The 14,358-nt window shown below is 42.0% G+C and carries 8 protein-coding genes and 1 tRNA gene; 4 read left to right on the forward strand and 5 right to left on the reverse strand.

The window, feature by feature from the left end:
* The first annotated feature begins 8 nt into the window (after window positions 1-8).
* The 3 genes from AC59IL_RS02020 (at window position 9) to AC59IL_RS02030 (ending at window position 3,954) form a co-directional block, all read left to right on the forward strand.
* Window positions 9-362, forward strand: coding sequence for a hypothetical protein (locus AC59IL_RS02020; protein WP_496550399.1), 354 nt, complete (start codon window positions 9-11; stop codon window positions 360-362).
* 131 nt (window positions 363-493) lie between these two features.
* A complete protein-coding gene (locus tag AC59IL_RS02025; protein ID WP_496550400.1) occupies window positions 494-3,073 on the forward strand; it encodes a circularly permuted type 2 ATP-grasp protein in 2,580 nt (859 codons plus the stop codon).
* Between the two features lie 8 nt (window positions 3,074-3,081).
* Window positions 3,082-3,954: a transglutaminase family protein gene (locus AC59IL_RS02030; protein WP_496550401.1), complete on the forward strand. Its 873-nt coding sequence runs from the start codon at window positions 3,082-3,084 to the stop codon at window positions 3,952-3,954.
* Here AC59IL_RS02030 and AC59IL_RS02035 read toward each other — a convergent pair.
* On the reverse strand, window positions 3,944-7,393 hold the full coding sequence (locus AC59IL_RS02035; protein ID WP_496550402.1) for a transglutaminase family protein: 3,450 nt from the start codon (window positions 7,391-7,393) through the stop codon (window positions 3,944-3,946). The two genes, AC59IL_RS02030 and AC59IL_RS02035, sit on opposite strands and share 11 nt — an antisense overlap.
* A 499-nt stretch (window positions 7,394-7,892) precedes the next feature.
* Between AC59IL_RS02035 and AC59IL_RS02040 the strand changes: the two genes are divergently transcribed.
* Window positions 7,893-7,967: transfer RNA gene (locus AC59IL_RS02040), tRNA-Val, on the forward strand.
* A gap of 218 nt (window positions 7,968-8,185) precedes the next feature.
* Here the strand turns inward: AC59IL_RS02040 and AC59IL_RS02045 are convergent.
* The 4 genes from AC59IL_RS02045 to AC59IL_RS02060 form a co-directional block, all read right to left on the reverse strand.
* Window positions 8,186-8,428, reverse strand: a complete 243-nt coding sequence (locus AC59IL_RS02045; RefSeq protein ID WP_496550403.1) for an HTH domain-containing protein — start codon at window positions 8,426-8,428, stop codon at window positions 8,186-8,188.
* Between the two features lie 310 nt (window positions 8,429-8,738).
* Window positions 8,739-10,091, reverse strand: a complete 1,353-nt coding sequence (locus tag AC59IL_RS02050; protein ID WP_496550404.1) for a TlpA family protein disulfide reductase — start codon at window positions 10,089-10,091, stop codon at window positions 8,739-8,741.
* Between the two features lie 172 nt (window positions 10,092-10,263).
* A complete protein-coding gene (locus AC59IL_RS02055; RefSeq protein WP_496550405.1) occupies window positions 10,264-13,104 on the reverse strand; it encodes an outer membrane beta-barrel protein in 2,841 nt (946 codons plus the stop codon).
* Window positions 13,101-14,354 carry a 6-bladed beta-propeller gene (locus AC59IL_RS02060; RefSeq protein ID WP_496550406.1) on the reverse strand — a complete coding sequence of 418 codons (1,254 nt, stop codon included), beginning with the start codon at window positions 14,352-14,354 and terminating at the stop codon, window positions 13,101-13,103. Before AC59IL_RS02060 ends, AC59IL_RS02055 begins: the two co-directional genes overlap by 4 nt.
* Window positions 14,355-14,358: the final 4 nt, after the last annotated feature.

Below are 14,358 nucleotides of genomic sequence, written 5' to 3' on the forward strand. Positions count from 1 at the left end.
TTTGCAGTATGAACAATATGCCATCGCGCAGCGCATTGATTGAATTAGTTAACACCGGTATTGATGACAATACCAGGCAACAGGCGGTTGTATATGTATATAAAGAATTATTACAACCCGGCCGGAGTTATAATATGAGCAGAAAGGTAATTTCGGCTGAACAAGCTTCGGCACTGTTGTTCGTTGACATCGAACCCGGCATAAACTGGTCGCACCAATGCCTATACATAGTTTACGATGGCAACAGCATTCAAAAAATACCAGCTGAATTTCCACCGCCGGAACAGGATTTATTATTACTGATTAAACCCGATCAGGTAAAAGACTGGCAGTTGCTTAACAGCGAAATGTATAACGGATGATAATTAAAAAGCCTGCATGTGTAATAATGTGCAGGCTTTCTTAAAATAGTACGTTTATTTTGGATTGCCCCAAAAACCCCGTATTGCTTATAATTCGCTATTTTTAGGCATCAAAAGCTGAGAAAATTAATATGCCCGGTCAACATTCTGTACATGAATTTTTACAGCAATATATTCCTGCATTCAATTCATACAATGAGCTTTATACCGAACAGGGAAAAGTAAGAGCAGACTGGATGAGCTTTTTTTCATCGCTGCAAAGCCTTGGGCATAACGAAATACAAAACCGCACCAACGATATTTTACGGTTGCTGAAGGAAAACGGGGTGGCTTATAATATTTATAACGATCCTTCGGGTGAAACCCGCCCCTGGGAGCTGGATCCTATCCCTCAATTAATACCGGCCAGGGAATGGGCTGTTATAAACAAAGGACTGGTGCAGCGGGCCATGCTTTTTAATCTCTTGCTGAAAGATATTTATGGCCGGCAAACACTGATCAAAGAAGGGATTATACCACAGGAATTAATTTATATGCACCCGGGATTTTTACGGTCCTGTGTGAACATCAGTTTACCGGCACAACAACACCTTGTTTTATACGCGGCAGATATGGGCCGGGGCGCAGATGGCCGGTTATGGATTATCAGCGACAGAACACAGGCGCCTTCTGGTTATGGATATGCTCTGGAGAACCGCTTTGCCATGTCGGGTGTTTTACCCGAACTATTTTCCAACCTGCAGGTACGGCGACTGTCGCCTTTTTTCGATTCCATGCAACAGGCATTGAACAGCATTGCGCCTCATACTAACGAAACGCCAAGAATTGTCATTCTTACACCTGGCCCCGAAAATGAAACTTATTTTGAGCACTCTTACCTCTCAGGGTACCTCGGTATTACCCTGGTACAGGGAAACGACCTGATGGTAAAAGATAATTTTGTATGGCTGAAAACCATTGAAGGCCTCGAAAAGGTAGATGTAATACTGCGAAGGATGGATGATGTGTACTGCGATCCGCTTGAATTAAAAAGCGATTCGGTGTTGGGCATACCTGGTTTGCTGCAGGTAGTTCGAAAAGGAAATGTATCTATTGCCAATCCGCTTGGCAGCAGTATTATCGAAAACACCGGGCTGGTGCCTTTTCTTCACCTCGCCGCACGCCACCTGCTCAGTGAAGATTTAATCATCCCGTCTATTGCTACCTGGTGGTGCGGACAACCCAAAGAGATGCAGTATGTAATAGACAACCTGCCCAACCTCGTTATTCGCCGCATTTTCCGTAAAACGGCAGGCACCCGCTCTGCTATCGACGGGGCTTCCCTTTCTTCGGCTAATGCAGCCGGGCTGATCAGAGAAATTAAAGCGAATCCGCATTTATATACCGGGCAGGAAAAAATCAATTTTTCATCAACGCCTTCCTGGGTAAGTGGAAATATAGAATCCGGACATTCCCTGATCAGGAGTTTCCTGGTAAAAAAAGATGATAGTTTTATTGCCATGCCCGGCGGACTTACCCGAACCAGCAATGCCAAAAACAGCTTCATCATCTCCAATCAAACCGGTGGCATCAGTAAAGATACCTGGGTGATATCATCGGGCGAAGATCATGTGCAACCTGTAAAATTGCAATTGCAAACGAGCGGCTCTTATAATTTATTACAAAAGGGTTCTTTGCCAAGCCATACGGCCGAAAACCTTTTCTGGGCGGGGCGCTACACCGAAAGGCTGATCAATAACGCCCGGTTGCTGCGAACCGTTATGCAATTCGTAATTCAAAACCAGCAACCCCAACTTATTGCAACCGGAATTACAAAAAAGTTATTGCTCGAAGCGCTTACGCACTGTACGTATTCCTATCCAGGCTTTTTGGGAGGCGAAAGTACCGAACAGCACGAAAATGGTATCAATAACCCCTGGGAAGAATTTTCAAAAAATTTATATGCTGAAGATAAAACCGGGGGGCTTTCTCAAAACCTGTCATTGTTTAAAAAATCAGTTCATACGATTCGCAGCTTTTTATCAACAGATACCTGGCGCGTGGTAGAGCAAATGGCAGAAACATGGCAAAAAGCAAAAACCAGGTCGCAACACGAACCTATGTCGATGATCAGTGATATAGATAACCTGAACACCTCTATGTTTGCTTTTTTGGGTATGAACCGCGAAAGCGCCCGGCGTGAACAGGAATGGACGATACTTGACCTGGGAAGAAAATTTGAACAAACGCTGTTTATTATACGGCTGCTGCAACAGGTGCTGGATAAAAAACAGGAAGCACAAACCGAGTACGAGTTACTCGAAGCCGTGCTTACAGCCACCCAAAGCATGGTTACCTATCGTTACACGTTCAGAGATCATCTGCATCTGCCCCTGGTACTGGAACTGCTGATGCTCGACATGAGCTATCCCAAATCGCTGGCTTACCTTATAGATAAAATCAGGCAGCACGTATCAACCTTGCCCAAACAGGGAAAAACCCAAACATTGAGCGAGCCTGAACGGCTGATGCTCGAAGCCCATACACTTTTACATCTTTCAGATGGCCTGGCATTATGTAAGTTTGAAAATAACAGTCAGGAATATCTTAATTTAAAAAACCTGCTTACAAGGCTCAACGAATTATTGCTTGAAACAAATGCCGTTATTTCAAAAATCTATTTCAAACATACCCTTTCGCAACAACAGTTATTCGTTACAAGGCTTTTATAATTTCTTTCATGTTATACAGCGTTAAACATACCACCACTTACATTTATCATGAAACAGTACCGCTGTGCCATAACCTTGCCATGCTGGCGCCGGGCAATATGGCGCATCAAACCTGCCGTTCCTTCCGGCTCGATATATCGCCTGTAGCCGAGGTCATTGATGAATACTATGATTTTTTTGGCAATAAGGTTTTCTATTTTGTGGTAGAACAGGAACATGAAATGTTATCTGTAACCGCCACATCGATTGTAGAAAAACGAATGCCCGAATGGAAAATGCCGGGCGTGCAAAGCTGGGAAAGCGTTCGCGACCTGCTCAGGTCATCAGCAGGAGAATATATTTCCGAAAAACAGTACGCCATTCCTGCAGATATGACCTTCCCGGGGGCCGACATAAAACAATATGCTTCACAATCGTTTACACCGCAACGCCCGTTGTTTGACGCGGCTTCAGACCTGATGCGGCGTATTTATACCGATTTTACATACACACCCGGCTTCACTACGGTATCCACTCCCCTGTCGGTGGTCATGAAAGAAAGAAAAGGAGTATGCCAGGATTTTGCGCATCTTGGAATTGCATGTTTGCAATCAATGGGGCTGGCCGCTAAATACATCAGTGGATACCTCGAAACCGTTCCTCCGCCCGGAAAAGAAAAACTAACAGGCACGGATGCCTCCCATGCCTGGTTTTCGGTGTATATACCCGAAATGGGTTGGGTAGATTTTGATCCCACCAATAATAAAATTCCCGATGAACAATATGTAGTCATTGGCTGCGGACGAAACTATTTTGATATCGTTCCATTACGCGGCGTTATTATGAGCAGCGATCAGCACCAACTGATAGTTTCGGTTGATATGAAACGGATTACCACATAAAATTTTTCTTTTTCCGCAGATCGAGTGTGCAGGGAAATTCAGCATTGATATCCGGTACCGGCGCATCATATATGAACGGCTGCCGGTTTTGCCGTATGTAATGCTGTACAACTGATAAATTCTGCTTCACGAATTGCAGTCCCTGTGTGTGGCTCGTATTTCCAAACCGGTTGCTGCGACGCGATTCTGCTTCAAAACTGTTTACAGGAAACGTATCATAACTTCTGCCACCGGGATGAGACACATAATACGTACACCCGCCGATAGAACGGCCATTCCAGGTATCAACAATATCAAAAGTTAAAGGTGTATCTACTCCAATGGTAGGATGCAGGGCGCTGGGCGGTTGCCAGGCACGATAGCGGATACCACATACAAATTCTCCTTTTACCGGTGTAGCCGTTAATGGTACAACACTGCCGTTACATAACAATATATGCCGGTTATCGACCATCCCTTTCAGTTTTACCTGTACTCTTTCAAGAGAAGAATCAACAAACCGGGCGGTTCCGGAATTAGACATTTCTTCGCCCAGCACATGCCAGGGTTCTATGCCCATGTGCAGCTCCATTTCAATATCCCTGATAGTTACAGAACCATAATGCGGAAAACGGAATTCAAAAAATGAATTGAACCAATTGAGATCAAATAAATAGCCTGCATTATTTAAATACTCCACCACATCCGACATATCCTGTTTTACAAAATGCGGCAACAGGTATTTATCATACAAAGCAGTTCCCCACCTTACCAGTTTGTGTTTATATGGTTTTTTCCAGAACGCAGCGATCAGGGCCCTGATAAGCAATGATTGTACAAGGCTCATGTGTTTGTGAGGCGGCATATCAAAACCACGAAACTCAAGAATGCCCAGCCTGCCCGAAGATGAATCAGGTGAATATAATTTGTCGATACAAAATTCCGAGCGGTGTGTGTTGCCTGTAATATCTGTGAGCAAATGACGGAATATTCTGTCGGTTATCCAGAAGGGAATGAAGCCTTTCTCAGGTACCTGACTGAAAGCGATCTCCATTTCATATAAATTATCTTCAAGCCCTTCATCTATCCGTGGCGCCTGGCTGGTAGGGCCAATAAAAGCTCCGGAAAATAAATACGACAAAGCAGGATGATGTTGCCAGAAAGTAATCAAACTGCGCAGCAGATCGGGCCTTCTCAGTAAAGGACTGTTGGCAGGTGATGATCCGCCAATGGTAATATGGTTACCGCCTCCGGTTCCGGTATGCCTTCCATCGAGCATAAATTTTTCAGTACCTAATCTTGAAAGGCGGGCCTGTTCGTATAATACATCGGTGTTATAAACAAGTTCTGTCCAGCTTTTGGCCGGATGTATGTTTACTTCTATCACACCCGGATCGGGCGACACTACCAGTCTTTCGAGGCGATTATCGCGGGGTGGTTCATACCCTTCAATACGTACCGGTATTTGCAGTTTGGCGGCAGTAGCTTCAATCGAGGCCATTACATCGAGATAATGCTCGAGGTATTGCATGGGCGGAATAAAAATATATAAAACGCCATTCCGTATTTCGGCACTCAATGCTGTTTTGATAGTGGTTACTTCAAACGTAATTTCCTGTTCAGGTTCCGGCAGTTCTTCTTTTTTAACAGGTGTTTTCTTTTCACGTTCCTCAGCAGTTGGTTCAGCTACCTGGTGCATGATACGCTGTGGCGGTTCTTCGTGCATTGTAATGGTTCCGTACCGTTCGGTGATGGTATCGTGAAAAAAATCCAGTGCAGGCAATTCTTCAAACAAACTGCGTTCTACGGGCTGGGGCATTTTCGATTTGGCCATTACCGGTAATGAGTTTAATGGCAGGCGAAGACCAATGGGCGAATTGCCGGGTATTAAAAAAAGATGCTCCCGGTTGAACACCCATTTACAGCTAAACCATTTATTATTCCAGTAATTCCATTGAAGAGGTAGTACAAAACCAACAGGATCGCCGATGCCCTGGTTAAGCAATTGCGCCAGTGTTCTTCTTTCCGGCGCGTCTTTCAGGTTAGCCTTGAGCGGATCAACATTCACAGGATTTTTTCCTTCTGTCCATAAATAATAAAACACATCTTCATAAGCCTCGCTTACATTTTCGGGGCTAACTGCAAGACATTTTGATAGTTCTTTTATAAATGCCTCAGCATCTTTGTAAGTAAGGTTTTGTTTTATTTTTTCATGTGCAATCAGGTTAATATTTCTCCACACCGGGTAGCCATCCTTTCGCCAGAATAAACCATATTGCCAGCGCGGTAAAGGTTCACCGGGATACCATTTTCCCTGACCGTAATGAATTAAACCACCAGGGCCGAATTTTTCACGTAAACGAAATATGAGGTCGTGACTCAAAATTCTTTTTTCATAACCATCCGCCGCTGTATTCCACTGCGGTGATTCCATATCGTCGATAGAAACAAAAGTAGGCTCGCCCCCCATTGTGAGTCGCACATCGCCCAACTCAAGGTCATTATCTACCTGGTAACCGACGGCATTAACGGCCGCCCACTGTTCTTCAGAAAATGGTTTGGTAACCCGCGGATCTTCATATATACGGGTAACCGTGTTCTCAAATGAAAAACTTACCTCACATTTTTCCATTGCACCAACAACCGGTGCGGCGCTTGCATAATCTGCCGTGCATGCAAGCGGAATATGTCCTTCACCGGCAAACAACCCCGATGTGGGATCCAGGCCAATCCAGCCGGCGCCGGGTATATACACTTCTGTCCATGCATGCAGATCGGTGAAATCTGCTTCAGGACCCGAAGGGCCATCTAATGATTTTTCATCTGCTTTTAATTGCACCAGGTAACCCGATACAAAACGGGCGGCTAACCCTGCATGGCGTAATATATGCACCAGCAGCCAGGCCGAGTCTCTGCAGGAGCCCAATGCCCTGGTAAGTGTTTCATCGGGCGTTTGCACACCGGCCTCCATTCGTATAGTATAAGCAATGTCTTTATTCAATTGCCGGTTAAGCGCAACGAGAAAATCAACGATCGGTGTTTTCTTATTATTATCAATATGCTGCTCAACCCATTGTTTTAATAACGGGCTATCATTTTTATGTTCCAGATAAGGAGCCAGCTCTTTTGAAAGTACTGATGAATAAGAAAATGGATAATGCCCTGCATATTCTTCTACAAAAAAATCAAAAGGATTAATAACCTGCAGCCTGGCGATCACTTCCACCTCAATTTCCATTGCCTTCGTTTTTTCAGGAAATACCACCCTTGCCTGGTAGTTACCAAAAGGATCCTGTTGCCAGTTAATAAAATGCGTTGAAGGCTTCAGCTTAAATGAGTAGGCTTCAATGGCAGTACGGGAATGTACTGCAGGCCGCAAACGAAATATATGGGGAGATAAAGAAACCAGCCTGTCGTAACTGTAAATAGTTTTGTGCCGTACGGCTACCCGTATTGCCATAATGCAAAGTTTTGGTTCAATTCAATGGCAATACAATCGTCTTTTAAATTTAAGGCTGAAAACTGTGATCTAAAAATTTATTTAGATGTGAATTTACAATCAACGTGAAGACTGCATCTATACATGATCGCTTTTTTTCGCAGGGGCATATTGGGAGCAATTAATTCTTCGATATCGCAGATTTTTTAATGCTGGCTTACCGGTTACAACGCCGGTTACTTTCGGTAAAGAATATATATAAGGGACTATGACTGCCGTTCTTTTAAATCCGCCGGCCAATACAGGGCAATTTTTTCCTTCCTGCTGGCATCACCACGTAAAAAAGAGGGTTAAAGGGTCAAACGGGAGGAGCGGGAAAGCCGATTTTGAAAAAATTTGAAAAAAAATGGCCGGAAAAGCGAAAAAAATTTGCGTGTAATTAATCAACCCTTATCTTTGCACTCCCAATCACAAACGGGTTAGTCTCAACAGGTTAGAAGAAGACTAATTGAAATAAAAAGGGAGTTTAGCTCAGCTGGTTTAGAGCATCTGCCTTACAAGCAGAGGGTCGGCGGTTCGATCCCGTCAACTCCCACATTTTATGAGCCCTTGGTTTTCAAGGGCTTTTTTGTTTGTATATCATGGAACTATCACCCCCCTTCGGTAGTGAATTAATTTTGAGAGAAATATAATGAAATGCCATGCTTTCATTTTTATTTTTCTTTTGATATAGATGTTTGCAAACCTAAACCATGAAACTAGTCAGTACTTGAAGATAAGCTTATTCAATATTGCTACTTTATAACATCGTGCTTATGTTACGTTATTCTCATTATTCGTAAATGTAAAGGAAAAGAATCCCTCAATACTATAGCAATAACTTTCCCTTTTTCTATCGAAGTAGATGGGTGCTCCTAATTGCCTTAATGTATTGATATGGGTGCGAATACATTTTTCAGAAACTCTGAATTTTTTAGCTAATTCTTTGGGGGATCCGGTTTTTTTATAACGTATCAGATAATCCAGCTTCTGGAGTATTTGAATATTCTTTACCATGTTTAATTAATCAATAAGGTTTCTATTTCCTTTAAGCGCACTAGGAATATTGTATCGAATATATTTACACCCGGTGCACAAATAGTGCAGTGACGCTTTTCTTCAAAAAATATTGAAATTATTTTTAGCCTGTTGGGGTAGAACGATGGAAAAAAAATGAGATTACCTGATCGGAGAAGGAAATGTTCATAATCATTCCTGATTAGACATTGATAAATGTTAATCAGAACGTTTAAACCTGAAGGTGCATATATGGTTTATTATCTATTTAAGATCAGTCATGAAGGAACCGACGCAAAAACGCGCCCCTTCATTTCTGTGAAAGAATAAGCAACTGTGTGTAAACATCACCTGGACGGTCCGCTCGCTTGTTAACAATGTCACCATTCTTGTCAATGATAGCATAATGCGGTATGCCATTGATTCCAAACAACACATCCGCCTCTTTCGTCATCGTTTCATTTAATAAATAATGTTCGCCTTCCACGCTTAATTGCTCACGGGCTTTTAACCATGCCTTTTCTTTATCATTATAACCGAAATAAAGAAATACAATATCCTTCCCTTTAAGATTCTTTTTTAATACGGAAGCATTGGGCATTTCGGCCCGGCAGGGTACACACCAGCTTGCCCAAAAATCAATATAGATAACTTTGCCCTTATATTTCCTAAATATCTCACTAAGTGAACCAGCGCCGCTGTTAACATTAAGCGCCGAAGACTGGACGTGACTTGCATAATCATTCCGCCGGCTGATTACAGATTGCTTCATGTTCTCATTATGAACAATTTTGTCATATTTACTAAACAACGGATTATAAATGCTATCCGGCATTTTGATCATCCACGCAAGAAATCTGGATAAATAAACATCCCTTGTACTTCCATTAAGAATGTTACCATCTGTCACAACCGCAAACCGATCACTCAGTGTCATCTCCCTATTGCTGTTCCTGTTAATATAAAATCCGACATAGAAATCGATCAGGTCATTATACTCGGTCGTATGCAGCGCTGCGTATTCATCATCGATGCCTTTTTCCATAATTTTCGATACGGTAGATTCATCGAAAGAGTCCTTTCTTATATTTTCAACTACCATTCTTTCAAAAGGCTCATACGTATATTTAGAGCTAAGCCACCTGTAATAAACATCAGACATGGCATGAGCACGCCTGTATTCATCTAATAATTTCATTTTAAAATTCGAAAACGCCTTCCGATAGACCAGCACAGAATCGATGTTTTTTAGCCTGATCTTTTGTCGGTAATTCTCCTTTTGCCAGTATTGGTGGATCCGCTCATTGATAAAGATGGAATAATTAAAATCAACTGCACCTTTTCCAAAGGCCTGTAGCGGATATTCCTTTGAAAAATCTGCCATCAACTCCAATTTATCACCTTTTACCAGGTCAAATACCTGGATATCGTCCTTTCCTGTTGAAATGTACCAGGCACCAATGGCCTCTTCAGGAACAGAAGCCTTAAAATGACCATTTTTACCAATTGTTACTTTAACCCTATTGTCACGCCAAACCCTGGTAAAATTATGGAAGCCGCCTGTTTCGATTATATAAAATACAGTGTCTTTATAGTTCTTTGCCGTTCCGTATACCTGAACCTGAGCGTCAACACCCAGGACTGTAGAAAAAAGCAATAGCATGAAGCACATTCGCATAACAGAAAATAATTATTTAACAGAGCCGGTAACTGCCTTGTTTGATCGCTGTAGCTAATTTACGGGGATTTTGTGTAATTGCAGGGCCGGTACGGGGAGACCAAACTTCATTTATTGATGGCTGATTGAAGGAACGAAGCCCGACATAGGTACCTGGTCATTTTTCGAACTTCCTGGGATAGTAGGCAAAGCTCAATAGAAAATACTGCTGCATTACATTGTTGTAGCCAAATGTCTGGATATTCCGCTCACTGACATTAATTACACCCATGTTTTGTTTTAGTAAGTCAAGCGCTGAAAATTTTATTTCACCCTGATTACTTTTTAAAAAACGATAGGCAACACTGGCATTCCAGATCGTATATTTAATGGCAGGTTGGCTTTGTGCAGAACTATTGCGATAGGTAATATTACTGCTGCAAAGCAGCTGGTTGAAAAACAACACGGTACCTCCAATACGCGTATAGTACACATTGCTATTAAAACCTACGCTGTTGCTTCCATATTGCTCATGATCATAATAATATACCCCTTGCTGGATCTTTAAGTTGACGATATGCCTGTATGTATACCCAAGTTGCCCATCAATATTATGGGCCATGCTTTTTGAAATACTGCTTACATGATCAATATACTGCGGAACAACATACCTGTTAAGATTATATTGAGCAGAAAACTCAAAAGTATTGTGTTTATTGGGACTGAACGCTTTTTTAACAAGCGCACCGGCATGCCAGTAACGATAACCATTGGTATTAGTAGTATATACCTGCATTCTGCCGGCATCGTCATAAAGACTGCTGTCTGTCATTTTATCTTTCGCCCGGGTGTAGTCAAAATTTAATCCTATACTATAGGGATTTTTGGACTGGCGACTTTCAAAAAGGTAGAAGGCCGAATAGTTGTTGTTGTACTCAGGCCTGATGTGGGGATTGCCTCCTGGTATCACCCACAAATTGGTGCTGTCTACAAGTGGAGCGATCTGCTGAACGGTTGGATAACGAACCTGGGTTTCATATTTCACACTAAACTTCACTTCACGTTTCCCAAACCGGTGATTATTATAGGTAGCAGAGAATTGCGGAATAAATCGCCCGTAATGATAGTGAAAATCCTGGATAGCCTGAGTTGCATCGTGGCGGTTAGTATAGTATTGACTTCTGGCTATCGCTTCCAGGATAATATATTGGGAATACCGGTTGGTAAGGTTTTTCTGAAATTGCTTTGAAACGATCACCTCCGGCTGTAGATCCGTGATAAGTTGCTGGCGCTTATTGGTGAGATAATTGTTGAGCAAATAATTTTTTGAAAAAGTATCCACATCTGCAACAACATTGACATAATCGTTATGTTGAAATATGAAATTCCCACCCAACTTCAAGTCAAAATTGCCCAAATTTTTTTCTCCAAATATAAGTTGTCGCAGATAGGGATATTGCGCGTACACAGCTGAACTTTTTGATGCACTGTCACGCTCAGCGTACAGCCGGTCAAACGCCTGAACGGCTGGTTGACCTACAGTAGAAAAGTTGGTAAACCTGGATTGGTTGCGTCCGCTGCCTTCAGTACTGATGATATTGAATGAGTAACGAAGTGTAAAGTCTGTAGGAATACGCTTGTGTTGCTGATAGGATGAGTTATACCAGTCGCTACGCTTTGTAAACTCTGCTGTTAATAATCCATTTTTGGTAAGCTCCCTGCTTTCGGCGCTGAAATTTCCATTGCTTACGACGCCTAAACCGGTTCGTTCCTGTTCGTCAGTACCAGTATTGACCGTTTGTTTATAGTCACTGCCCCCATCAAAACCAATGGAAAACAACCTGGTCTTGTCACTTTTGCTATACACGCTGTTAAAACGCTGATGCGTATAGGCACTTGAATTGGAATTGCCGGTCCGTTTTACCAGAAAACTGTCCTGTGTAAGTATTGTTCTTGTTGTAGCACTATTATTTATCTGCGTATTATTGTGATTGATAAAATAATCCGCATTGATGCGCTCGTTTCGCTGATTTGCTACATCTGATATAAAATCATATTGAAACCGTATGCCACCTGTTACAGGTTTATTAAGCCCTGCCAGATTAAAATCGGGCTGATAATCAATATTATTACCCTCGCCTTTAAATGAATTATTGTGTATCAGCACATCAATGTCTTTGGCAATCTTATTGGTGTTATTAGCCGTAACAACTGCGGTTACCTGCAGTTTATTATTAAAGCCACTTAGCATTGCATCTGCAGCATACCGTTTATCTGTTCCAAAACCTATTCCCAGTTTCCCGAAATACCCCATCTTTTTTGCGTGCTTCATTTTCAGGTTGGCCATCAGGGTAGAATCCAATGGGTTCTTTTCATCATACTGTTGGTATACCTGTACTTTATCCAATGCGTCCTTAGGTAAATTCTGGGTAGCAATGGTAATATCTTTACCACCCAAAAATGGCTTACCATCTACAAACAATGCCTTGATTTCTTTGCCATTAAAAGTTATAGTTCCATCACTCCATATAGTAAAGCCCGGCAGGCGCCGCATAAGATCCTCCGCCGTAGCATCGGTTTGCATCTTAAAAGCACGCGGATTAAATTCAAGCGTATCGCCATTCATCCGTACCGGGGCAATAGCAGCTGTAATAACCACCTCGTCTCCGACCGTTGCATATTGGTGAAGGTATATCCAGCCAAAATCTACCAGCCTCTTATCAGGGCGAATGATAAAGGTCTCTTCATATTTGGCGTAACCAACATGCGTAATCTGTATTCGAAGCGTATCGTTAAAGGGTAGCTTCGACAAGGAAAACTCTCCAAAATTATTGGGGATACAAAATTGCAAAAGCGTGCTATCTGCTTTTTTATACACGGCTACAGTAGCGTTGCCAAGAACAACGTTATAAGACGAGTCCTTTACCTTCCCCATTACAACGCCGCCATTATCCTGCGCGGAAAGGGTGAAAGAGAAAAATAACAGAGTTACGATAAAACCTGCTACGCGGCATTTCATTCTTTAAAACCTTTCAGGCTCATTTTTACGATTACCGGATTACTCTCCCGGGTTTGAGTGCTGAAATAATCCAGCAATACTGGCGGATAGAGTGTTTTTTTTGATTTGTTTCCCTCATATGCCCTAAACATATTTAAAGATGACATGGAACTATATAAATAGCCCTTGTGCAGGTTCATGCCACTGGTGCTTGAAAACCCATCCATGATCGGTAAGTAATAAGACAAGGAATCCGGAACGATCCTTTCAAAAGACATCAATTCATTTTTTTCTGTATCAAACATAAAGTTCAAAGGGTCAAATATTACTCCCCCGGAGGGTACCAATGACACACGTTTTTGAACATTGAATAAAATCTTTTTATTGAAGCAACTGACATTTTTTACTGTTTGAACCAGGTTAAAATCAGAGTTTTTAGATTTTGCCAGGCTATCGAACTTCTTATAATCCGAAAAATCTATTGCCGGTAATACATTCCTGGACGGGAAAATAAATCTACCCACCAGAGAAATGCTATCTCTTGTGATCTTGTAAAGCCTGTAATCGAATGGAATAACAAAATATCCGCAACTATTATCTTCTGTCTGACTTACCGACATCCCACCGGCAAAAGTGAATGCAAAAGGGTTGTCGGCAGGAGCGAGCGAAAAAAGATCCTTTACAAACCTGTTATTAGCATCATATTCCTTAATTAAAGAGATTTGATCTGCGGATAGTTTACCATTGGGTTGAAGGTACTTTACCATGTTTAACGCATACTGGCCGGAGTTAAAATAGATCCTGGTATACGCTTCACCATTTTGAAACTTATATCGATCTCTTTTTAATAAAAGTCCTTTGCCGGAGTACGTCAGTATTTGGCCAAACCCGGTGCTGTTTGGATAGCAGGTTACCAGGATGTCATTTGTTCTTACGTTCTTTTCAATTATCATTTTTTGCGAAAAATCCTTAGCTTCCTTTGGCAGGGGGTATTTTACAATAAACCGGCCTTTCGCATCAAAAAATAACAGCTGCCAGGTATCTCTATCTCCAATTACGATACTGCTATCGGTTATAATCAACCACTCGGGCACTCCGAACAAACTATTTTTGGTTGTTTCCAATGGGATGTACTCGATTTCCGAAAAATAGTCAGAAACATCCCCTCCGGATGTTCGGCGGGGATCGATGCGAATATTAATACCGGACTGTGCCAAAGTGGCTAAAGTAGTGGACAGGAATATAGATACGAATACTAAAAGGTTGCGCATACTT

It is taken from the genome of Niastella sp. sgz303648 (assembly GCF_059587045.1).

Bases quoted from the DNA above. Each gene is read 5' to 3' on its own strand.
- AC59IL_RS02020 (WP_496550399.1), top strand. From the start codon at position 9: ATGAACAATATGCCATCGCGCAGCGCATTGATTGAATTAGTTAACACC.
- AC59IL_RS02025 (WP_496550400.1), top strand. From the start codon at position 494: ATGCCCGGTCAACATTCTGTACATGAATTTTTACAGCAATATATTCCT.
- AC59IL_RS02030 (WP_496550401.1), top strand. From the start codon at position 3,082: ATGTTATACAGCGTTAAACATACCACCACTTACATTTATCATGAAACA.
- AC59IL_RS02035 (WP_496550402.1), bottom strand. From the start codon at position 7,393: ATGGCAATACGGGTAGCCGTACGGCACAAAACTATTTACAGTTACGAC.
- AC59IL_RS02045 (WP_496550403.1), bottom strand. From the start codon at position 8,428: ATGGTAAAGAATATTCAAATACTCCAGAAGCTGGATTATCTGATACGT.
- AC59IL_RS02050 (WP_496550404.1), bottom strand. From the start codon at position 10,091: ATGCTATTGCTTTTTTCTACAGTCCTGGGTGTTGACGCTCAGGTTCAG.
- AC59IL_RS02055 (WP_496550405.1), bottom strand. From the start codon at position 13,104: ATGAAATGCCGCGTAGCAGGTTTTATCGTAACTCTGTTATTTTTCTCT.
- AC59IL_RS02060 (WP_496550406.1), bottom strand. From the start codon at position 14,354: ATGCGCAACCTTTTAGTATTCGTATCTATATTCCTGTCCACTACTTTA.